The 22,274-nt window shown below is 71.3% G+C and carries 17 protein-coding genes and 1 pseudogene; 10 read left to right on the top strand and 8 right to left on the bottom strand.

Annotated elements, in window-relative coordinates; all coding sequences use genetic code 11:
* Positions 1 to 84: 84 nt before the first annotated feature.
* Entirely contained in the window at positions 85 to 2,067 is a 1,983-nt protein-coding gene (locus KY462_12770) for a protein meaA (GenBank protein ID MBW3578586.1), read from the bottom strand.
* Positions 2,068 to 2,373: 306 nt separating this feature from the next.
* Here KY462_12770 and KY462_12765 point away from each other — a divergent pair, with 306 nt between their 5' ends.
* The gene (locus KY462_12765; GenBank protein ID MBW3578585.1) at positions 2,374 to 3,351 is read left to right on the top strand and encodes a peptidoglycan DD-metalloendopeptidase family protein; all 978 of its coding nucleotides are present in this window, start codon (positions 2,374 to 2,376) and stop codon (positions 3,349 to 3,351) included.
* Positions 3,352 to 3,372: 21 nt separating this feature from the next.
* Here the strand turns inward: KY462_12765 and KY462_12760 are convergent, their stop codons facing one another.
* On the bottom strand, positions 3,373 to 4,017 hold the full coding sequence (locus KY462_12760; protein ID MBW3578584.1) for an O-methyltransferase: 645 nt from the start codon (positions 4,015 to 4,017) through the stop codon (positions 3,373 to 3,375).
* Between KY462_12760 and KY462_12755 the strand changes: the two are divergent.
* The 4 genes and pseudogenes from KY462_12755 (at position 3,973) to KY462_12740 (ending at position 9,596) form a co-directional block, all read left to right on the top strand.
* A pseudogene (locus KY462_12755) lies at positions 3,973 to 4,635 on the top strand (NYN domain-containing protein). The gene KY462_12760 and the pseudogene KY462_12755 sit on opposite strands and share 45 nt — an antisense overlap.
* Positions 4,636 to 4,783: 148 nt before the next feature.
* Positions 4,784 to 7,306 carry a cell wall-binding repeat-containing protein gene (locus KY462_12750; GenBank protein MBW3578583.1) on the top strand — a complete coding sequence of 841 codons (2,523 nt, stop codon included), beginning with the start codon at positions 4,784 to 4,786 and terminating at the stop codon, positions 7,304 to 7,306.
* 4 nt (positions 7,307 to 7,310) lie between these two features.
* A complete protein-coding gene (locus tag KY462_12745) occupies positions 7,311 to 8,525 on the top strand; it encodes an arginine deiminase (GenBank protein ID MBW3578582.1) in 1,215 nt (404 codons plus the stop codon).
* A gap of 42 nt (positions 8,526 to 8,567) precedes the next feature.
* Positions 8,568 to 9,596, top strand: coding sequence for an HD domain-containing protein (locus KY462_12740; GenBank protein MBW3578581.1), 1,029 nt, complete (start codon positions 8,568 to 8,570; stop codon positions 9,594 to 9,596).
* Positions 9,597 to 9,647: 51 nt separating this feature from the next.
* Here KY462_12740 and KY462_12735 read toward each other — a convergent pair whose 3' ends face one another.
* The 3 genes from KY462_12735 to KY462_12725 form a co-directional block, all read right to left on the bottom strand.
* Complete coding sequence (locus tag KY462_12735; protein ID MBW3578580.1) at positions 9,648 to 10,001, bottom strand: hypothetical protein; 354 nt, start codon at positions 9,999 to 10,001, stop codon at positions 9,648 to 9,650.
* Positions 10,002 to 10,102: 101 nt separating this feature from the next.
* A complete protein-coding gene (locus KY462_12730) occupies positions 10,103 to 10,615 on the bottom strand; it encodes a hypothetical protein (GenBank protein ID MBW3578579.1) in 513 nt (170 codons plus the stop codon).
* Between the two features lie 388 nt (positions 10,616 to 11,003).
* Positions 11,004 to 11,552 carry a hemerythrin domain-containing protein gene (locus KY462_12725; protein MBW3578578.1) on the bottom strand — a complete coding sequence of 183 codons (549 nt, stop codon included), beginning with the start codon at positions 11,550 to 11,552 and terminating at the stop codon, positions 11,004 to 11,006.
* 249 nt (positions 11,553 to 11,801) lie between these two features.
* On the opposite strand from KY462_12725, the gene KY462_12720 reads away from it, so the two are divergent.
* Positions 11,802 to 12,275, top strand: coding sequence for an alpha-ketoglutarate-dependent dioxygenase AlkB (locus tag KY462_12720; GenBank protein ID MBW3578577.1), 474 nt, complete (start codon positions 11,802 to 11,804; stop codon positions 12,273 to 12,275).
* A gap of 189 nt (positions 12,276 to 12,464) precedes the next feature.
* Positions 12,465 to 12,827: a sulfur reduction protein DsrE gene (locus tag KY462_12715; protein ID MBW3578576.1), complete on the top strand. Its 363-nt coding sequence runs from the start codon at positions 12,465 to 12,467 to the stop codon at positions 12,825 to 12,827.
* Between the two features lie 88 nt (positions 12,828 to 12,915).
* Here the strand turns inward: KY462_12715 and KY462_12710 are convergent, their stop codons facing one another.
* The 3 genes from KY462_12710 to KY462_12700 all read right to left on the bottom strand — a co-directional run bounded on the left by KY462_12710 (position 12,916) and on the right by KY462_12700 (position 15,664).
* Complete coding sequence (locus KY462_12710; protein MBW3578575.1) at positions 12,916 to 13,974, bottom strand: YihY/virulence factor BrkB family protein; 1,059 nt, start codon at positions 13,972 to 13,974, stop codon at positions 12,916 to 12,918.
* 119 nt (positions 13,975 to 14,093) lie between these two features.
* Positions 14,094 to 15,254 (bottom strand): HNH endonuclease, encoded by a 1,161-nt coding sequence (locus tag KY462_12705; protein MBW3578574.1) that lies wholly within the window; start codon positions 15,252 to 15,254, stop codon positions 14,094 to 14,096.
* Positions 15,251 to 15,664, bottom strand: a complete 414-nt coding sequence (locus tag KY462_12700) for an HIT family protein (GenBank protein ID MBW3578573.1) — start codon at positions 15,662 to 15,664, stop codon at positions 15,251 to 15,253. The genes KY462_12705 and KY462_12700 overlap by 4 nt, the downstream gene beginning before the upstream one ends.
* A 119-nt stretch (positions 15,665 to 15,783) precedes the next feature.
* On the opposite strand from KY462_12700, the gene KY462_12695 reads away from it, so the two are divergent.
* The 3 genes from KY462_12695 to KY462_12685 are packed head-to-tail and all read left to right on the top strand — an operon-like array spanning position 15,784 to position 22,239.
* Positions 15,784 to 17,934 (top strand): hypothetical protein, encoded by a 2,151-nt coding sequence (locus tag KY462_12695; GenBank protein MBW3578572.1) that lies wholly within the window; start codon positions 15,784 to 15,786, stop codon positions 17,932 to 17,934.
* A complete protein-coding gene (locus tag KY462_12690) occupies positions 17,904 to 18,887 on the top strand; it encodes a PD-(D/E)XK nuclease family protein (GenBank protein ID MBW3578571.1) in 984 nt (327 codons plus the stop codon). Before KY462_12695 ends, KY462_12690 begins: the two co-directional genes overlap by 31 nt.
* The gene (locus KY462_12685) at positions 18,880 to 22,239 is read left to right on the top strand and encodes a UvrD-helicase domain-containing protein (GenBank protein ID MBW3578570.1); all 3,360 of its coding nucleotides are present in this window, start codon (positions 18,880 to 18,882) and stop codon (positions 22,237 to 22,239) included. Before KY462_12690 ends, KY462_12685 begins: the two co-directional genes overlap by 8 nt.
* Positions 22,240 to 22,274: the final 35 nt, after the last annotated feature.

Raw genomic sequence — 22,274 nt, 5'->3', positions numbered from 1 at the left:
CACCCCACGCCGCCGCAGACCCCCGCAACCCGGAACGAACCGACCCAGCGTCGCATCACTGACCGCCGGGGCGGCCAACCAAGGTCAAGCGCCGGGCGCGAGGCGCGCCCCCGCCAGCTCGGCGACCTCGACGAGGATCTTGGTCAACTCGTAGTCCTTCGGGGTGAAGATCGCCGCCACCCCCGCCGACCGCAGCCGCTCGTCGTCGCCGATCGGGATGATCCCCCCGGCGACGACAGGGACGTCGTGTCCCTCGGCCTTCAGACCCTCGACGATCTGCGGGATCAGGGCGAGGTGGGAACCCGACAGGATCGACAGGCCGACGAGGTGGACGTCCTCGTCGACCGCGGTCCGCACGATCTGCGCCGGGGTCAGCCGGATGCCCTCGTAGATCACTTCCATGCCCAGGTCGCGGGCGCGGACGGCGACCTGCTCGGCGCCGTTGCTGTGCCCGTCGAGTCCCGGCTTGCCGACCAGGATCCGGAGCTTCCGCCCGAGCCGGGCCTCCACCGCCCGCACCCGGACCCGGGCCTCCTCCAGGCGCTCCCGCAAGGGCCCGCCGTCGGCGACGGTCCGTGCGCTGACCCCGGTCGGGGCGCGGTACTCGCCGAACAGCTCGCGCAGTGCGCCGGCCCACTCCCCGGTCGTGGCCCCCGCCTTGGCCGCCGTGATCGATGCCGGCATGAGGTTGTCGCCGGCCTCCCCCGCGTCACGGAGCCGTTCGAGCGCGTCCTTCACCGCGGTGTCGTCGCGCTCCTCGCGCCACGCCTTCAGCCGGGCGATCTGCTCGTCGTCGGCCACGTCCGGGACCTTCAGGATCCCCCCGTCCGCGTCGATCAGCGGTGATGGCTCGTGCTCGGTGAAGCGGTTGACGCCGACGACGGTCTGCTCGCCGGACTCGATCCTGCGGATCCGCTCGGCGTTCGACCGCACCAGCTCCTGCTTCATGTGATCGAGGGCGGCCACCGCGCCGCCCAAGTCGAGGATCCGCCCGAGCTCCTCCCACGCCGCCTCGGCGATCTCAGCGGTGAGCGCCGCCATGGTCTGCGAGCCGGTGAACAGGTCGTCGTGGTCCAGCAGGTCGGTCTCGAAGGCGAGGATCTGCTGCATCCGCAGGGACAGCTGCTGGTCCCACGGACGGGGTAGACCGAGCGCCTCGTTCCACGCGGGCAGCTGGATGGCACGGGCTCGCGCGTCCTTCGACAGGGTCACGCCGAGCATCTCGATCAGGATCCGGGCGATGTTGTTCTCCGGTTGCTGCTCGCTCAGGCCGAGCGAGTTCACCTGCACCCCATAGCGGAAACGCCGCAGCCTGGGATCCTCGACCCCGTACCGCTCGCGGGTGATGCGGTCCCACAGCTCGACGAACGCCCGGGTCTTGGCGACCTCCTCGACGAACCGGATCCCGGCGTTCAAGAACCACGAGATCCGCCCGACCACGACCGGGAACCGCTCTTCGGGCACCCGCCCACGTTCGCGGACCGTGTCGAGGACCGCGCAGGCGTTCGCCAGCGCGAACGCCACCTCCTGCACCGGCGTCGCGCCCGCTTCCTGCAGGTGGTAGCTGCAGACGTTCAGCGGGTTCCACTTCGGGATGTGACCGACCGTGTACTCGATCAGCTCGGCGGTCAGGCGCATCGACGGTTCCGGCGGGAACGCGTACGTCCCCCGTGACAGGTACTCCTTCAGGATATCGTTCTGGGTCGTGCCCCTCAGCGCCGAGACGTCCGCGCCCCGCTCATCGGCCACCGCCACGTACAACGCCAGCAGCCACATCGCGGTGGCGTTGATCGTCATCGACGTGTTCATCTGCTCCAGCGGGATGCCGTCGAACAGCCCGCGCATGTCCGCGATCGAGCTGATCGGCACGCCGACCTTCCCGACCTCCCCGCGGGCCAGCTCGTGATCGGCGTCGTAGCCGGTCTGGGTGGGCAGGTCGAAGGCGACCGACAGGCCGGTCTGTCCCTTGGCCAGGTTGCGGCGGTACAGAGCGTTCGACGCGGCCGCCGAGGTGTGCCCTGAGTAGGTGCGCATGATCCAGGGTGGGTCGCGGTGTGAGCCTCGCATCTGTTGCCTCCGGCGCCTGGACGCCGTGCGAGCGTAACCACACGGTGTTCGCGCACCGAACCCACGCGTGGCCGTCAGTGGCGAGGCCGGACGACTTCTGGCAGGCTCCTCCGATCGGAGGGACGATGCAGGCCGACCGAGCCTGCCACGATGTTCGCGGCGACGGGGCGATGGGTCCACCCCGGGGGCGCCCACGTCGACTGACCGAGGGGACAACCCAGCAGCATGCTCGCTGACGCAGGCGCGCGCCGAGCCGCGCGGCCAGGTCTCAGCAACCGACCACCGGTAGGCACGCGACCCCGGCGGTTGCTGCTGGCGTTGGTCGTCGCCCTTTCGGTGATCGTCCCCACCGGCGCCTGGGCCCAGGACTTCGAGGCCGTCGAGCGCCAGAAGAACGCGCTCGAGGACCAGATCGACAAGGCCGCGGCCGAACTCGACGACCTGACGGCGCGCATCGCCTTGACCCGCGACGAGCTCGGTTCCCTCGAGCAGCGCGCCGCCGACCTCGAGGCCGAGGCGCGCGAGGCCGGCGAGGCCCTGGAGGTACGGGCGCGTGCCACCTTCAAGCGGGGCGAGTCCAGCGGGCTCGAGTCGCTGTTCACCTCCGACGGACCCGACGGCGCGCGCGAGCGTGCCCGCTTGCTGGCAGCGCTGTCGCGGCGGGACCTGGCCGCCTTGCAGCACTCCTCGGCGCTGCGCACGCAGCTGCAGCAGACCGGCGAACTGCTGGCCGCCAGGGCCACCGATCTGTTGCAGCTCGAGGCGCAGATGGTGCAGCGCGGGGAGGAGCTGCAGGCACGGTTCGTCGAAGTGTCGGAGGTGTACCGCGAGTTGAAGACCCGCAAGGACCGCCAGCGGCTGATCACTCGCGGCGCTCAGCAGGGCCTGTACGCCTGCATCATGCAGGGGGCCTACCACTTCCGCGACACCTGGGGCCATCCCCGATCCGGTGGCCGGCGCCACAAGGGCACCGACGTCATGGCCCCGTACGGGGCGCCGGTCTATGCCTTCACGACCGGGCGGATCCGGCAGTTCTCGAGCAGCGGGCTGGGCGGCATCGGGCTATACCTGTGGGGCGACGACGGCGTCCAGTACTACTACGCGCACCTGAAGGGCTACGCGGCCGGGATCCACCCGGGGAAGCGGGTCGAGGCCGGCCAGCTCGTCGCGTACAACGGCAGCACGGGGAACGCCGACCGGGGCGCCCCCCACGTCCACTTCGAGGTCCATCCCGGGGGGGGCGGAGCGATCAACCCGTATCACTGGCTGACGCCCGTGTGCTGAACACGCCCGTGTGCTGAACACTCACGCCACCCGGAGTGCCACCACGACACCGTCGCGGAGCGGCACCAGGCTGCTGACGAACCGTCGATCGTCGGCCACCAGCCGGTTGTGCTCGCGGATCGCCTCGGTCCAGCCGGGACGGCCTGGGGTCGGTTCTCCGGTCGCGGCCCGCCCGAACCACAGCGTGTTGTCGCACAGGTACACCCCGCCGACCCGGATCCGTTCGGCGGCCGCCCGCCAATGGTCGGGGTAGCGATCCTTGTCCGCATCGCAGAAGATCACGTCGAACGCCCCCTCGGTGGCCTCCAGGACGTCGAGCGCGTCACCGACCTCGAACCGGACCCGGTCCCACAGCCCGGCCGGCGCCAGGAAGCGCTCGGCCGCCTCGGCGTTGGACGGGTCGAGGTCGGTGCACACCACCTCTCCGTGCGCACCGACCGCCTGCGCGAACCAGTACGCCGAGTACCCGAATCCCGAGCCGAGCTCGAACACCCGCCGGGCATCGACCGCGCGGGCCTGCAGCTGCAGGAACCGCCCGACGGTGGGGCCGACGATGGGGAAGTCCCGCTCGCGGGCGTGTCGCTCCAGCTCATCCACGACGGGGTCGTCGACGGCGACCAGCTGGCGCAGGTAGTCCTCGACCGCGGGATCCACGATCCCGTCCACGGGCGCTCCGTCGTTGGCTGGGGGGCGAGCCTACGATGACCCGGCGGATCGGAGGGGAACATGGGTCGTCACCTGCTGGTGTGGGACGCCCCGAACGTCGACATGACCCTGGCCAACATCATCGATGGGAAGCCGACGGCACGGGAACGCCCGGACCTGGACGTGCTCGGCCGTTGGCTCGTGGACCGGGCCGGCCCGCACGACGAGGCGGAGGCCTGCATCTTCGTGAACGTCGCGCCGCACGTGGCCGGACCCATGCGCGGGTGGGTGATGTGGTTGCTGGAGGAAGGGTTCCGGGTCTTCGCCAAGCCCAAGGTCGGCGACAGCGACGTCGATCGCGACATGCTCGACCACGTCCAACGCCGCCGCGCCGAGGGGGATCTCGCCGCCGTGTACGTCGGATCCAACGATGCGCGCAACTTCCTCGAGCCGCTCGAGGAGATCGCCGCCGACGGGCTGGACGTGACCGTGCTCGGGTTCGCCGAGTACGCCGGCGGGCTGTCGTCCAGCGATCGGTTGGCGTTCATCGACCTCGAAGACATCGCAGGCCTGTTCGCCCAGCCGCTGCCGCGGATCACGCTGGAGACCCTCCCGCCCGACGGCCGCTGGTTCGAACCCACCGGGCAGCTGGGAGCCACCGGTGGCGAGCAGCCCGACGCCGTCCTCCCCGAGGACGTGGCAGTCTGATCTGCTCGCGACGGTGCTGTGACTCCTGTACGGTCGCGAGCCATCCGTAGGCTGCTGTTCCTTCCCTTGTGGAGGCACCGTGCGTCCGACCCGCCGCCTGGTCGTCCTCCTGGCCGTCGTCGCCCCGCTGCTGGTGTGGCTGCCGGCCCCGTCGGCGATCAGCCAGCCGCCGCAGGCAGCGGCCCGCGCCTTCCAGGTGACCGCCTGGGAGCGGCCTGTTCCCGCCGCGGGCGAGAACCGCTGGGTCGTGTCGCGCCCGGTCGCGGCCGGCGACACGGTCCTGGTCGGCGCCGACTGGGGCGGCGACCCGGAGGTGGAGGTGCACCTGCGCGTCCGGCGCGGTGAGCGCTGGGAGGAGTGGGGCGACCTGCACCTCCCGCACGACGAGCACGCACCCGATCCGGGGACGGCTGAGGCTGCACGCGAAGTGCGCACCGCGACCGACCCGGTGTGGGTCGGGAAGGCTGACGCGCTGCAGCTGCGGGTGGCCGACACCGCACCCGACGCGGTCACCCTGCACGCCGTGGAGATGCGGGGCGGCGACGGGATCGACTGGCTCCCCCCGGAGCTGCGGGCCCGCCCCGGCGCGGCCGTGGCCGCACCGACCGAACCCACCATCGTCCCCCGCCGCTCGTGGGACCCACGCGACCAGTGCACGCCGAAGTCCCCGCCCGGGTACGCCGGCGACGTGCGCCTCGCCTACGTGCACCACACCGCGTCCACCAACAGCTACAGCGCGTCGCAGGGGCCGGCGCAGATCCTGTCGTTCTGCCTGTACCACCGTGACGTCCGCGGCTGGGACGACATCGGGTACAACGCCCTGGTCGACCGGTACGGGACGATCTACGAGGGACGTGCCGGGGGCTTGACCGAGCCGGTGATCGGCGCGCACGCGTCGGGCTTCAACGCCGGGTCGTTCGGCGTGGCCACCGTCGGCAACTTCGCGGAGACGCCCCCGCCCGACGCGCTGAAGGCCGCTTTGGCCCGCCTGCTGGCGTGGAAGCTGGATCTGCACCACGTCGACCCGCAAGGCGACACGACGGAGATCTCCGGCGGCGGCGCGACGAACAAGGTCCCCGAGGACCGGGTGGTGACGCTCCCCACCATCCTCGGCCACCGCGACACGGGGACGACCGATTGTCCTGGCGGGTACCTCTACCAGTACGTCAGCGGGCAGCTGCCGGCGGACGTCGCCGCCAGCGGGGCACCCAAGCTGTACGGCGGGCCACGCGCCCGCGAGGAACAGCCGGTCATCGGAGAACGCCCACGGTGGGACGTCACCGTGTCGCCGTCGGGCGGGTGGGAGCTCGCGATCCGCGACGCGAACGGCCGGCCGGTCCGCGCCACCCGCGGGGCTGGGAGCAGCGTCGAGCTGGCCTGGGACCTGCGCGACTCGACCGGCCGTGAGGTCGCGCCCGGCACCTACACCGCCCGGCTGTCCACCGCCGACGCCACCCCGATCGATACGACCTTCGCCGTGAGCCCGGCGGTCGAGCGGCGCTCCGCCTCCGAACGCATCGGTACGGCCGTGGCGCTGTCGCGGTGGGCGTTCGACCACCCCCAACGGGTGCAGGCAGGCTTCCCGATCACCGGGCACGTCGTGATCGCCTCGGCGGAGGTCTACGCCGACGCGCTGGTCGCCTCGCCGCTGGCGGGGTCGGTCGGCGCCCCGGTGCTGCTGACCGGCCGTGACACGCTCGACCCGTCGGTGGTGCAGGAGATCAAGCGTCTGGGTGCCACGACCGCGTGGCTGGTGGGCGGCGAGGCGCGCCTGTCGAAGCAGATCGAAACCGATCTCGATCAACGCACCGACGTGGGCGCGGTCCGGCGGCTCGCCGGCCCCACCCGGTACCACACCGCCGGCCAGGTGGCCTGGGAGATCGTCAAGCGCGAGAAGCCTTCGGAGGTCCTCCTCGCGCTCGGCGACCACTCGCAGCCCAGCCGCGCCTTCCCGGACGCGTTGGCCGCCGGGGCGTTCGGCGCCGCCGAGGACCTGCCCGTCCTGCTCGTCCAGCAAGACAGCCTGCCCGAGCCCACCCGCCGGGCGCTGAGCCACCGCCCCGCCGGCGACCGCGCCGAGCCCGGCGCGTGGGCCAAGACCGTCACCGTGTTCGGTGGGCGCAAAGCGGTCACCGACCAGGTCGTCGCCGAGGCCGTCCGCGTCGCCGGTGGCGCCACCCTGGAGCGTTTCGCGGGGGTGACCCGGTACCACACCGCCCAGCTCGCGGCGGACGACCTGCTCCGCCGCTGGGCGGAAGCGCCCGCCGATCCCAACTCCTACAGCAAGGGGCTCGAGGTGGTGCTGGCCACCGGCGACAACTGGCCGGATGCTCTGGGGGCCGGTGCCGCCGCCGACCAGCGCGACGCGGCGTTCCTTCTGGTTCCCACCGGCACACTGGCGCACGGGTCGGCGACTCGGGCCTGGCTGGAGGAACGCGCCGACGCCCTGGTCCACGCGGTCGTGGCCGGCGGCGCGGCGGCCGTCTCCGACACGGTCCTGGTCGAGGTCGAGGAGACGATCCGGTCGGCCGGCCCGCACCGTGCACCTGTGGAGACGTGGGGCCTCGGTGGGGACGTCGGCCAGGCGCTGCCGCTGGGGTGATCCGGTGACCACCGTCGGGATCCGTTCCGAGGTGGGACGCCTGCGGTCGGTTCTCGTGCACCGCCCCGACCTCGAGCTCGCCCGGGTCACACCCGACAGCATGGACGAGCTGCTCTTCGACGAGCTGATCTGGGTCGACCGGGCCCGCGACGAGCACCGGCAGTTCACCTCGATCCTCCGCCAGGCCGGGGCGGAGGTGCTGGTCCTCGGTGAGCTGCTGGCTGAGGTGCTGGCCGATTCGGAGCTGGCCCGGCAGGTCGTCGCCGCGCACGTCACCGACATGACGTGCGGTCCGGCGCTGGCCGCACGGGTCCGTGGCTACCTCCTGGACCTGCCGCCAGACCAGCTCGTCCGCCACCTGATCGGCGGGGTCACGCTCGAGGAGGTCTCGGTTCAGGCCGACCGGGACAGCCTCGTGGCAAGCGTCCACCAGCCGTTCGAGCTGTTGGTCCCGCCGCTGCCCAACGCGGTGTTCACACGCGACTCGTCGGCGTGGATCGGCGACGGGGTCGTGATCTCGCCGATGAACCGGCTGGTGCGCCGGCGCGAAGCCGACCTGCTCCGGCTGGTCTACAGCGCCCACCCGCGGTTCGCTGACGCCTCGATCTGGTTCGGCGCCGAGCCCGTCGAGTACTTCCCCGCCACGGTGGAGGGCGGCGACGTCCTCGTCGTCGCCGACCGGGGCCTGGCGATCGGGTTGTCGGAGCGCAGCACCGCGTCGGGCGTCGAGATGCTGGCCGCGCGGCTGTTCGAGGCGGACGTGGTCGAACGCATCGTCGTGGTGGACCTGCCCAAGGCGCGCACCACCATGCACCTGGACACGGTCGTGACCATGGTGGACTTCGACGCGTTCGTCCTGTACCCGCGGATACGAGCGCAGGTCCGATGCCTGCGGATCACGCCCCGCGACGGTCTGCTCGACGTCCGTCCCGGCGGCGACCTCCTGGACGAGCTGGCGTGGGCCGCCGACCTCGACCAGGCCCGCGGCATCGAACCGGAGTTCGGCAGCGTGCGGGCCGAACGCGAACAGTGGAACGACGCCAACAACGTCCTGGCGATCGCCCCCGGCGAGGTCGTGGCCTACGAACGCAACGCCGCCACCAACGCGATCCTGGAGGACGCCGGGATCACCGTCCACCGCATGCCGTCCAACGAACTGCCGCGCGGGCGGGGCGGTCCGCGGTGCATGACTTGCCCGGTGCGACGGGACCAGCTGTGACACCCGGCCCCTACGATCGCGCCTCGCGAACAGGTGGTGGGCATGGGTGAGGCGTTCCTGCGGCGGGATCGCACCCAGCGAGAACGCGAGGAGCGACGACTGGCTCCCGCCGCGACCCGCTCCACGGCATCGCAGGGTCGGGTCCGTCACGAGCCGGAGGACCCCTTGCGCACCTGCTTCGAGCGGGATCGCGACCGGATCCTGTACTCCAAGGCCTTCCGCCGCCTCAAGCACAAGACGCAGGTGTTCCTCAATCCCGAGGGGGATCACGTCGTGACCCGGCTGACCCACACCCTGCAGGTCAGCCAGGTCGCCCGTTCGCTGGCCACCGGGCTGGGGTTGAACGAGCCGCTGGCCGAGGCGATCGCCCTGGGCCACGACGTCGGCCACACGCCCTTCGGACACACCGGCGAGGAGGCGCTGTCGCCGTACGTGGACGGCGGCTGGCACCACGCGGCGCAGAGCGTGCGGATCCTGTCGGTCCTGGAGGACCTCAACCCCACCGCTGAGGTGCTCGACGGGGTCCGGGCCCACTCGTGGCGGGTCGAGCCCCCGCCGGCGACCTGCGAGGGGGAGGTGGTCCGCTTCGCCGACCGGATCGCCTACCTCTCGCACGACGCGCTGGACGCGATGCGCGCCGGCGTGCTGTACCGGGAGGATCTACCGGCCGGCGCCCGCCGCTGCTTCGGCGAGCCCGGCAGCCAGTGGATCGGGGCGATGATCGACGCGGTCCTCGACGAGAGCCTGGCGACCGGGACCGTCGCGATGGACCCGGCGGCCCTCGAGGTGATGCACGAGCTGCGGGCGTTCCTGTTCGAGCGGGTCTACCGAGCCGAGGACACCGCCCGGAAGAAGCAGGCCGCGACCACGATCATCCGCCAGCTCGTCGACTACCACCTGCAGCACCCCGGCGAGATGCCATCGTCGTACCGCGACACCGAAGCCGACCGGGCCACCCAGGTGATCGACTACGTGTCGGGGATGACCGACCGGTACGCCCTGGCGCTGCACGACCGCCTGTTCCGCCCGGTCCTCCCGGTCGACGTGCTCGCCCCTTGGACATCGGCGTGATCTCAGCGCTGATTGCGGGGCCGATGGGCTGGCGGGTGAACGCCTACCGCATCAGAGGTCCGGCGGAACAGGCGGGGCGCCGTTCCCGCCGAGCAGCCCGGCGAGGTCGACCACACCCACGGTTGGCACGGTGGGCGCCGGCGCAGGCAGCAACGCGGGATGGATCTTGCCTGCCACCAGGTCGGTGAGCTCGAGCAACCCCTGCAACGGCGCAGCCAGTTGCAGGATGGTCGCCGCCCCTTCGTCCGCCAGCAGGTCCTGTGCCTCCTCGTCGTCGTCGCCGGCTTCAGATCGAACGCCGCCGTGGTGGTGCGGGCGTCGTTGGTCACCCGCAGCGTGTCCGACACGGTCTCGATCTGGTGCGGGGCGGTGGTCGGGGCGGTCTCGAACCAAACCCGCACCCACGTAACGCGCACCTCCCCCGACGCCAGGAACTGTCGGTAGGCCTCCCCCCACCACGTCGCCGAGCCAGCCGGGCAGATTCACCGGCGACGGAGGACGGGCAGTCAGGCGCAGGTCGAGGTCACCGAGCGCGTCGGGGAGGACCCCCCCACACGGAGCGAGCACCGCGCGGTCGCCCCGTCCGCGGCCAGGCGAACCCGGACCGGCGACGACCCGCCGATCGACACCTCGAGGTCGGCGCCGAAGACGCTTGCGGCGTAGTCGATCACGAGGTGAACCACGCTGATGGCGCGGCCGCCGGCGAGCCGCTCACCGATCGCCCGAGCCAAGGTGTCGAAGTGTCCCGCGAGCCGGGGGTCGAGCAACGCGGGCTCGAAGTAGCGCCGGTACTCGACGATGTCCTCGTCGGTGAAGACGGGCTCGTCCTTCTTGACCTGCGCGACCAGGGGCACAGCCCGGATCTCCAGCACGTCCTCGACGTGACTGGTGACGGCGTAGTTCTCGTACAGCGTCCAGCGCAGCAGGTTGGTCACCCGCGACAGCAGCGGCGACACCTGATCGACGCTTCGCCGGGCCTGACGGGTGACATCGTCGAGCGTCGACGTCGCCTGCCGCACCGCCCGGTTGAGCTGGGAGGTGGCGGTCTGCAGCAGGGAGTTGGCGTACAGGGATGTGGCGGTCCGGGTTCGACCGGCTGCTTGGTCATCGTCGGCAGCAGGTGGACGCGCAGAGGTTCTCGGAACCTGTCGATCTCGGCCGCGGCCAGGCGCGCGGTGTGCTCCTCCGAGGCCGTGTCCACGATCTCGTCGAACCGCGCACGGCCGATCACCTCGGCGACGCGGGCGGTGACGCGTTCGCCGACGGCGTCACCCAGGTCGATCCTGTCATCCGGCCTGTCATCCGGCCTGTCATCCGGCATGGCGTCCCCTACCCGACGAGTGATCGATTATTGGTCAGGGTCGGGGAGTACGGTCGTGGCGCTCGTTCCCCGTCAACGGGGCCGCGCTAGGGCATCACGTTCTTGACGGCGTCGCGGGCGCGGTCGAAGACGCCGGCGATCGGTCCGACGCTCAGGCGAACCTCGGGCGTCTGCGGTGTCCTGGGGTGTGGGTGCGTGGGCGCCTGCTCCTTGACCCGGCGGAAGCCGTCCGCCATCTCGTGGAGCCGCTGACCGGTGAGCTCCGAGCGCAGCTGCGGGTGCTCCTCGCGTTCCTCGTGCTCGGCGTGGTTCAGGACCATGTCGCGTAGCCGGCGGAAGGCGTCGAGGAACTGGGCGCCCTCGGGGTCCATCTTCTCCATGTCCGCCAACAGCCGTTCAGCTTCCTCCTCCTCGTTGAGGATGGAGGTCGCAACCGCCTCACCCTGGGCCACCTCGTCGCGCAAGGTGGGGTGCACGAGTGCCTCCTCGGTGGCTTCGTGGCGGGCGAGCTCGTGAACCAACCGGCCGAAGAGCTCGTCGCGCTCGTTGGCCGGCGCCTTGTCGATCTGCTCGAACAGCCTGCGGATCTCCTCGTGGTCGTCTCGGATCAGGTCGATGACGTCCTTGTCGGCCATGGTTTCTCCCTGTCGCTGGGTCTTGGCCGACTGTGGCGGCGATCCCCGCGGTGTTCACGGGCTGGAACCGCCCCATCGACCCCGGCCAGGGTTCGCCGGTGGCTGCCGTGCAGATCTCGGACGGCGGTGGCTAGCGTCGACTGGGTGGCGCGTCAACCTGCCGTGGAGGAACGGCCCCAAGGGCTGGTGTCCCAACGTGACTTTCTCGACAAGGACGAGGAACGCCGCGCCCTGGCCGTGGTCGCGGAGATGGAGTTCGACGAGATCCGGATGCGCGGCCAGGCGGCGCGACGGACCGTGCGACACTTCGGGTACGCCTACGAGTACGAAACGTGGCGGCTGCACCCGACCGAGCCGCTGCCACCGGAGCTCGGATGGCTGCGGGACAGGGCCGGCGCGTTCGCCGATGTGCGCCCCGCCGACTTCGCACAGATCCTGGTGTCGAGGTACCCGCCCGGCGCGACGATCGGCTGGCACCGCGACGCACCGATGTTCGGGGCGAAGGTCGTCGGCGTCTCGCTGGGGGCACCTTGCCGGCTACGCCTTCGGCGGATACGCGGAGGGACGCGCTCGGTCTTCGCCCTCGACCTTCCGCCCCGCTCAGCCTACCTGCTGTCGGGTCCTGCCCGCTCCGCCTGGCAGCACAGCATCCCCCCGGTCAAGGACCTGCGCTACTCGGTCACCTTCCGGACCGTCCGACGGCGCGACCGCGGCGACGAGTGATCCCGCACGGGCGTGGACTGTGTGGTGCACCGCGACAGCCCAGGCGCCGGACCCATGTGGTGCGCCGGGGAACAGCCCGGACTCTGGACCCATGTGGCACGCCCGGAACGGCGCAAGCGCTGGACCCGGCCGGCTGTCGTTGACAGGATGGACCACCCGGCAGGACCGACCGGCAGACAGGAGCCCCGGATGAAGGTCGCGTACGTGTTGGCCACGCCGAGCGCAGCGGCGTACAAGCTCGGCCAGATGATCCTCCCGCAGCTCGAGGAGGACGGCCACGGCGCCGATGTCCTCGGCATCTTCTTCTTCGACGACAACAACTGGGTGCTGCGCAAGGGCGACCCACTCGGGGAGCGCCTGGCCCGCCAGGCGTCGGAACGCGGCATCCTGCTGATGATGTGCGACCGTTGCGCGATCGCCCGCGGCCTGGCCGAAGGTGAACCCGGTGACTGCAAGCCGACGAACGTGGTCGAGGGCGTGCAGGTCGGCTGCTTCCCGGACCTGTACGCGGCACTGGCAGCCGCTCCGCCCGACCACGTCATCACGCTGTAAGGGTTCGTCTCGAACGACACAGTGAGCGCCACGGACGGTCGCCCGCCCGTCGGGCGGATGCACCCGTCGAACTGGCCCATGCGGATCATCAACCCCGTGACGCGGTTCCTGATGGACCGCCACCGCGCCCGAGACGGTGCCAAGACGACGACCGGTCGGGTCTGGGCTCGGCCACGTCGGCGTCACGGCGGCCGATCGGCTGCGGCTCGCCACGGGTGGTGTCGCGCCGGGTCTGATGCTCCAGCTGCGCGTCCAGTTCAGCGCCGATGAGGATGGCGAACGCGGTGAGGAAGAACCACAGCATCAGAACGATCACGCCCGCCAGCGAACCGTAGGTCTCGGCGTAGGACCCGAACGAGTTGACGTACCACGCGAAGCCGCCGGAGGCGATCAGCCAGATGATGGTCGCGACGACAGAGCCGGTACTCATCCAGGTCCAGCGGGGCTCGTCGCGGTCGGGGGCGTACCGGTAGATCACCGCCAAGCCGAGGACGACGGCGATCGCCAGGATCGGCCAGCGGCCCCAGCGGATCAGCGTCTGGCCGATCTGGCCCAGACCGAGATCGCCGAGTACAACCGGAACCACAGCGATCAACCCCATGGTGATCAGAGCGAAGAAGATCGCGCCGATGGTCAGCGCCAGCGCGATCCCCCGCACCCTGAGGAACCCGCGCGTCTCATCTTCGTTGTAGGCGGCGGTGACCGCGTTCATGAGGCCTTTGGTGCCCGAGGAGGCGGCCCACAGAGCACCCAGCAGCGATGCCAGCAGCGCCCAACCCAGGGTCCTCGAGGATGTCGCCGCGATCCGCCCGACCTGTTCGCTGATGAGCTGCGCTGCGCTCTCCGGCAGCGCGTTCGACCAGGTGGCGACGGTCTGCTCGATCTGCGCGGGCTGCGACACCAGCCCCCACAGGGTGATCGCCGCGATCAGCGTCGGCACGATGGCCAACATCGCGTAGAAGGCGACACCGGCCGCCATCAAGCCGACCCTGTCCGCCTTGATCTCGTCCTTGGTTCGCAGCAGGATCTGCTTCCATCCCCCGGCAGGGCTGTCGCTGGGTTCGGTCGCAGTCGCTCCGGGGAGACGTTCCTCGTCCGGATGCTCGGCCTCCATCCCGTCTTCGGTACCTGCCCGGCCGTCCGCCACGGCCAACTCCTCGCTCGATCGAGTCGTCGAACAGCCTGGCCTCGCGGCGACGGATGCGTTCGTCGGTGCCGGGCCGGTTGGACGGGAACCACCCGGCCGCCGGATACGGCGGCACAGCACTACGCGTCGTAGTCACCCGGCTGATCGGCTGCGAGCATGAATCGGTCACGGCCCGGTGTGGTCAACGCGGCCCGGGCCACATCCGGGTCGTGGTCGACGAACCGCCCGTCGGCCGCCCACAGCTTCGTCCCCTGCGGCAACCACAGGTACAGGCCACGCGCCGCACCGAGCGTCCGCTCGGGATCGCGCGGCCAGCTGAGCCGTCGTGTCGCGACATCGAGACGGCGACGTTCAACGGCCGACGGCGAGAACCGTCCGACCCAGCGTTCGAGGTGCGGATGCACGGCGGCGAAGGCGTTCCGCTTCGCGTTGTTGCAGCCGCTGTGCGCTGCGACGAGGTTGTCGAGCCCGTTGTCGGGATGGCGCGACCACGGGATGAAGTGGTCGACCTCGACACGGCTGCGGAGTTGACCACGGCAGTAGAAGCAACGGCCCCGCTGAGCTCGGGCGAGCGAACGTCGTACCGGCGTGAGGGAGATACGCGCCGCTCCGAAGAGGAACTCGTCGAGGTACGCCTCGTCGGTGCGTTCACGGTTCCGATCAGCGACGAACGCCGCCCACTGCTGACGGATCAGTGGTCGCAGCAGGCCGGAGAGCCGCACGAGCAGCTCTCCCGCTCGTTTTTCGAGCCACAGCCGGTCATCGAAATCCGGACGTCGGACGCGCGACGCCGCGACTTCGTCCGGCCAGCCGATCCGGTAGATGAAGCGATCCTCTGAGACCGCGACTCCGCTCCCGAAGCGCTGCAGCTTCGGCAGCGGCATCCGGATCACGGTCTCGATGACGTCGCACTCCAGCGACGCCATCTCGCGCGGGAACGCCGCCTGGGCCTCTTCCAGCGAGGTGCCCGCCACCACGCCATGTTCCAAGCGGAACCGCAGGATGCGCTCGGCGATATCACCGCACGTGGTGCTCTGACGGAGTGGTACTCCGTCGAAGGGAACAGCTTGCGGCCAGTACATCGCGAAGACCCGGCGGCCGATCTCACGTCCCGACAGCGACGGAGGTGGTAGCCCGTTCTCGTCGGCCGACTCCACACAGAGGTCGATCAGCGACAGAAGGACCGCGTACTTGTACGTCGCCGTGAACCGGCCGGTGTCGAGGATCGAGATCACCTTCTCGCCGAAGGCGATCGCGTCGTCATCTCGCCACGTAGTCACGGCGCCTCCCAGTACCGCGCCTTGTGGGGAACCACGCAGCGAACGCCCCCTCGAGGGTCAGCGACATCACCGTGGTACCGAGGGATCAGGTGGACGTGCGCATGGTCGACCGTCTGGCCTGCAGAAGCCCCGACGTTGACGCCGATGTTGAAGCCGTCCGGCGACAGTTCCCGACGCAGCCGCCCCATCTCGCGCCTGACGGCGCGCCACATGGCGATGAACTCCTCTCCTCCGAGATCATCGAGGGCCGCGACGTGGCGAACGGGGACGACCAGCGTGTGACCGTCGGTCAGCGGGTAGCCGTCAGGGAACGAAGCGGCGACGCCGCCGCGACGCAGCACGTCTCCGCGCGCGATGCGGCCGCAGAAGGGACACACTTCCCGATCGACGGAAGCGCCCGGTGCGTCCACGTTCGGACATCCCTCCGTTCGCCCTCCGGAACAGTAGGTCGGCGATGCCGGCTTCGAGGTCGGGGCCGACAGAGGTCGCCACCCGCGCTGTCGCACCCCACGGTTACCGTGAGCGACCCATGGACAACCTCGAACTGTTCACGACACCGTACGGCCGCGACGCCGCGGCGCTGCTGCGCGAGCGGATCTCGGCGGCCAAGGCCGACGACCCGCTCGCGCCGGTCGCGGTCGTCGTGCCGACCAACTACGTCGGCGTGTCGACGCGTCGGCTGCTCGCCAGCGGTGAGCTCGGACCGATCACCGCACCCGGTAACGGCATCGCCGGGTTGACGCTGCTGACGGTCTACCGGCTCGCCGAGCTCCTCGGCGCCCCGCGCCTGGCCGCCGCCGGTCGCCGTCCGGTGTCCACGCCGGTCATCGCCACCGCCGTCCGCGGGGTCCTCGCCGACGACGCCGGCGTCTTCGGGCCGGTCCGCGAGCACCCGTCGACCGAGGAGGCGCTCGTCCGCTCGCACCGCGAGCTGTCGGAGCTGCGCCCGGCCAGCCTCGACACGCTCGCCGCGCAGAGCCGCCGGGCCTGGGACGTGGTCCGCATCCACCGGGCGGTGCGCGACCGCCTCGCCGACGACTGGTTCGAGGAGGCCGACCTCATGGCGGCCGCGTGCGACGCGGTCGCCGACGGCTCCAGCGTCGTCGCCGACCTCGGCACGGTCTTCGTGTACCTGCCGCAGGACCTGTCGCTGCCCGCCGCGGACCTCCTCCGCACGGTGGCACAGGTCGCCCCGGTGGAGGTGATCGCCGCACGGACCGGCGCGAGCGACGCGGACGCCGACGTCGACCGGACCCTGCGCCGTGTCGGGCTCGAACCGCCTGCGACGCGGGAGGCCGACCCGCCGGTCGCGACGCGGATCGTGTCGGTCTCCGACGCCGAGGAGGAGGTCCGGTCGGCCGTCGAGGCGGTCATCGCCGCCGCCCGCGAGGACGCCACCGCGCTCGAGCGGATGGCGGTCTGCTACCCCTCCCCTGAGCCGTACGCCCGCATCGTCGCCGAACAGCTAACCGCGGCGGGCATCGCGTTCAACGGTCGTGCCGTCCGCCCCCTCGCCGACCGGCTGCTCGGACGCTGGCTGCTCGACCTGCTCGCCCTGCCCGACGAACGCTACGCCCGCCCGGCGGTCACCAGCCTGCTCGCCGAAGCACCCGTGCGCACCGGACACGGTCGGCCCGTCCCGTCGGGGGCGTGGGAGCGGATCAGCCGCGACGCCGGCGTCGTCCGCGACCGCGCCGAGTGGACCGACAAGCTGCGCCGCTACGCCGACACCCACCGCGCCGAGGCCGACACCGAGGCCGCTTCCGAGGGCTGCCGCGAGTGGCTCGTCGAGCGGCTGCGGCGCGACGCCGACCACGCCGACGCGCTGTGCGGGTTCCTCGGCGGCCTGTTCGACGACCTCACGCGCGCCCAGCGGCTCACGCGGTGGTCGAAGTTGGTCGCCTGGTGCCACGATGCGATCGGCCGCTACCTGGGTGGCGAACGGGCCCACGAGCGCTGGCCGGAGGTGGAGCGGGAGGCTGCCGAACGGGTGGAGGCGTCGCTGGACCGGCTCGCCGGACTCGACGCCGTCGAGGCGGCCACCGACCTGCGGGTCTTCCGCCGGACGTTGCAGCTGGAGCTCGACGACGACCTCGGTCGCGTCGGCGACTTCGGCCACGGCGTGCTCGTCGGCACCCCGTCGGCCGCGCTCGGGGTCGATCTCGACGTGGTGATCGTCCTGGGCCTGGCCGAGGGTGTGTTCCCGACGCGTCCGCGCGAGGACTCGCTGCTGCCCGACGCCGAACGTCGCCCGGTCGCCGACGAGCTGCGTCCCCGCGCGGTGACCTGCGCCGCAGCATCGAACGGGCGCCGTCGCGGTGGCTGCTGGACTCCGTCGAGGCGCTGCGCGGCGACGACACCGACGTCCCGCGGTCGCTGCCGCGCGCCGCCCCGTGGTTCGAGCAGGTCGCCTCGTTCGCCGGCCGGGTGCACCACGTCGCGTTCCCGGCGACCCGGCAGGAGTACGGGCTGCGGGCGCTCGCTGACCGCGGAGGCGTGCCGCTCGCCGGCCACCCGCTCGTCGCCGGTGACGACGCGCTGCGCCGTGGTGTCGAGCTGGCGACCGCCCGGGGCGACGATGCCTTCACCCGCTTCGACGGCAACCTCGGCCACCTGCGCGGTGAGCTGCCGTCCCCGGTCGACCGGGTCGTGTCGGCCTCGCAGCTCGAGACGTGGCTGAACTGCCCGCACAGCTACCTCATGCAGTACGTGCTGAAGGTGCAGCGCGTCGAGAACCCCGAGGAGCTGCTCGAGATCGACGCGCTCGAGAAGGGCTCGCTCATCCACGACGTCCTCGAGGGCTGGCTGTGCGAACTGCTCGAGCGGGACCTGCCGCAGCCGACCCACCCCTGGCCGCAGGAGGCGCGGGCCCGCCTGCGTGAGATCGCCGAGGCGGCCTGCGCGGACGCCGAGGCGCGGGGCGTCACCGGCCACCCGCTGCTGTGGCGGCGTGACCGCCGGCGCATCCTGGTCGACCTCGAGCTGTTCCTGCGCCACGACGACGCACGCCGCCGCAAGTTGTCGGCCTCGCCGGTTGCGGCCGAGCAGCCGTTCGGGATGCCACGCGGGTCCGGTCCACCGGTCGAGATCGACCTCGGTGACGGGCGCACGATCTCGGTCCGGGGCCGCATCGATCGGATCGACCGCACCAGCGACGGCACGCTCGTCGTCGTCGACTACAAGACCGGCAGCACCCGTCACTACGACGATCTCAGCGACGAGCAGCCGCTCGGCGACGGGACGAAGCTGCAGTTGCCGATCTACGCGCTCGCCGTGCAGGCCGCCGACCAGGACGCACCGGGGGTGTGGACCGAGTACTGGTTCGTGTCGACGAAGGGTGAGTTCCGGCGCGTCGGCTACGGCCTCACCGACGAGGTGGTCGAAGAGCTGCGCGAGGCGCTGCGCGTCGCGGTCGGTGGCATCGAGACGGGGTTGTTCCCGCTGCGGCCGCCCGAACCCGGCTGGAGGCCGTTCACCGAGTGCATCTACTGCGATCCCGACGAGCTCGGCACCTCCGGCCGCTACCGCGACTGGGAGCGGATCCGGCGGGTACCCGAGCTGCGCGACTACGTCGCGTTCGTCGAGCCGACGCCATCGAGGACCCCGAGGAGCAGCGGTGACCGCCCTGCGTGACCAGGCAGCGCGCGACCGGATCGCCGGCGACCTCGACGCGACGCTGTTCGTCGAAGCCGGCGCCGGCTCGGGCAAGACCCGATCGCTGGTGCGACGGGTCGTCGAGCTCGTCGCAGCCGGCGTCGAGATGCGCGAGATCGCCGCGATCACCTTCACCGAGAAGGCCGCCGCCGAGCTGCGCGACCGCATCCGTACGGCGTTCGAGACGCAGTCGAACGGCGCGTCGCTCGACGACACCCAGCGGACCCGCTTCCGGACCGCCGTCGAGCAGGTCGACACGGCGGCCATCTCGACGCTGCACGCCTTCGCCCAGCGCATCCTCACCGAGCACCCGATCGAGGCCGGGCTACCACCCAACGTCGACGTGCTCGACGAGGTCGCCTCACAGATCGAGTTCGCCGACCGCTGGGCCCGATTCCGCGAACAGCTCCTCGACAGTCAGGACCTCGAACGCTGCCTGCTGCTCGCGTTCGCGGCCGGCATCCGCCTGGATGACCTGCGCCACCTCGCCACCACCTTCGACGACAACTGGGACCTGGTCAGCGAGCCGCAGCGTCTGCCGTGGGAGCGCCAGGACCCGCGTCCCTGCGACGTCGAGCGGTTTATCGCGCGCATCGAGGGTGTGCTGGCCCGCCGCGCCGAATGCTCAGACGACGCGGACCTGCTGTACCGCCATGTCGAGGACCAGATCGCGCCCTACCTGCAGCGCCTGCAGGACGCGCCGGACGAGTTCGAGCAGCTGCGGCTGCTGAAGTCGCAGTACCCGCGCTTCGGTTTCGGGTACGGGCGGCAGGACAACTGGGACGACAAGGAGTCCGTGAAGCAGGAGCTCGCCGCGATCGGCCAGGACAAGGCCGCGCACGCCGACCAGGTCGCGCTCGCGAGCCTCTACCGGGTCGCGCGCGAGGTCGCCGACTTCACCCTCGAGGCGGCCGAGCAGCGTCGCACGAGCGGCCGGCTGGAGTTCCACGATCTGCTGGTCCTCGCCCGGCGGCTGCTGCGGGGACCCGACGGTGTCGAGGTACGACGGGCGCTGCGGCGCCGCTACCGGCGCCTGCTCCTCGACGAGTTCCAGGACACCGACCCGATCCAGATCGACCTCGCGGTCCTGATCGCGTGCGACGACCCCGACGCCGCGCGCAAGAACTGGTGGGAGATCGACGTCGAGCCGGGGCGGCTGTTCTTCGTCGGCGACCCGAAGCAGTCGATCTACCGCTTCCGCCGTGCCGACATCGACCTGTTCCTGCGCGCCCGCAGCGTGTTCGGCGAGCCACCGGTGCAGCTCACGACGAACTTCCGCACCTCCCCGCCGGTCATCGGGTGGGTGAACGCGGTGTTCGCCCAGCTGATCACCGACGAGGCCGGCTCGCAGCCCGAGTACCAGCCACTCGATGCGGCCCCGACACGGCAGGCGCCGCCCGACGGGATGCCGGTCGTCGTCCTGGGTCGTGACGAGCACGTCGACGACCCGAACGCCGACGAGCTGCGCCGCCGCGAGGCCGAGGACGTCGCCGAGTCGGTGCTGACGGCGCTCACCTGGCAGGTCAGCGAACGACGAACCGACGGCTCGGAGACCTGGCGCCCCGCGCAGCTGGGCGACGTGACCGTCCTGCTGCCGGCGCGGACCTCGCTGCCCGCTCTCGAGCGGGCGCTGGACGCCCGCGACATCCCCTACCGGGCCGAGACCAGTTCGCTCGTCTACTCCACCCGCGAGGTCCGTGACCTGCTCATGACCGTGCGGGCGCTGGCCGACCCCACCGACCAACTCGCGCTCGTCACGGCGCTGCGTTCGCCGGTGTTCGGTTGCGGTGACGACGACCTGTTCACCTACAAGGTCCGCTACGGCGGGGCGTTGAGCTTCCGGTGGCGTCCCGACGGCGTGCCCGACGACCATCCGGTCGCCGAGGCGCTCGCCTACCTCGCCGACGTCCATGCCGACGTCGCGTGGCTGAGCCCATCGGAGCTGCTCGACCGCATCGCGCGGGGCCGGCGGCTGTTCGAGTTGGGTTACGCCCAGGGCCGTCCGCGCGACCTGTGGCGGCGGCTGCGGTTCGTGATCGACCAGGCTCGGGCCTGGAGCGAGGCCGAGGGCGGGACGCTGCGCGAGTACGTCGACTGGGCGCGCATGCAGGCCTCGGAGAGCGCCCGGGTCGCCGAGACGATCCTGCCCGAGACCGATGACGACTCGGTACGGATCATGACGATCCACGCGTCCAAGGGGCTGGAGTTCCCGATCGCGGTCGTGTCCGGGATGACGACCCAGGCGCGCGGGCGCAACCAACGGGTCGAGGTGATGTTCCCGCCGGACGGGGCGGTCGCTCTCAAGGTCGGCAAGGAGGTCGTCACGCCGGAGTTCGAGGCGTTCCAGCCGATCGACGAGCAGATGGACCACCACGAGCGACTGCGACTGCTGTACGTGGCCTGCACGCGGGCGAAGGACCACCTCGTGGTGTCGCTGCACCGCAAAGCGCGCAGGAACCCCCAGACGGACCCGCGCAAGTGCACCAACGCCGAACTGCTCGCGCAGGCGTCCCAGGACGCGCCTCACGCCGTCGAGTTCACGCTCGGCGGAGGCGGTGCGCTCACCCCCCCAGCCAGGGCGTGGCCGCAGCCGCTGCCCACGCTCGACGAGTGGGAGGTCGAGCGGGCTCAGAAGCTGTCGGCGAGCTCGGTGCGTCGCAGCCTGGCCGCCACGGACGTGGGGAAGCTGGTGCTCGACGCGGAACTCGACGAGGAAGCGCGGGCTGGCGTTGAGAAGGGTCCGCGCGACCTCGAGCTGCCGCCGTGGCAGAAGGGCCGCTACGGCACCGCGATCGGGCGGGCCGTGCACGCGGTGCTCCAGACCATCGATCTGGCGACCGGCAACGGGCTGGAGTCTGCCGCGGCCGCGCAGGCGGCCGCCGAGGGCGTCATCGGGAGGGAGGAGACGATCATCCAGCTGGCCCGAGCAGCGCTCGACTCCGAGGTCGTGAAGGAGGCGCTCGGCTACCCGCGCTGGCGCGAGACCTACGTCGCCGCCCGGTTCGACGGCCGCACGCTCGAGGGCTACATCGACCTGCTGTTCCGCGCCGACGACGGCCTCGTCGTCGTTGATTACAAGACCGCGTCGGCATCGGCCGACCTCGACCGTCGGATGGCTGAGTACCGCGCACAGGGCGGTTCGTACGCGCTGGCGGTCGAAGAGTCGGTCGGTGAGCCCGTCAGCCGGGTCGTGTTCGTGTTCCTGACCCCGAACGGAGCGCTCGAGCGTGATCTGGCCGACGTCCGCGCGTCGATGGAAGCGGTCCGCGCGGCGGTCTTCACCCGGACCTCTCGCGACGGCCACGGCGTCCGCCGAAGTTCACGAAGTTAGCGACAGCTCGCGCACCGGCCACGATGCATCGAACG

This window comes from Actinomycetota bacterium (assembly GCA_019347675.1).
Classification (GTDB): Bacteria; Actinomycetota; Nitriliruptoria; order Nitriliruptorales; family JAHWKO01; genus JAHWKW01.
Note: the sequence above shows the minus strand (reverse complement) of the source record. Positions and strands in the feature narration are given on the sequence as shown.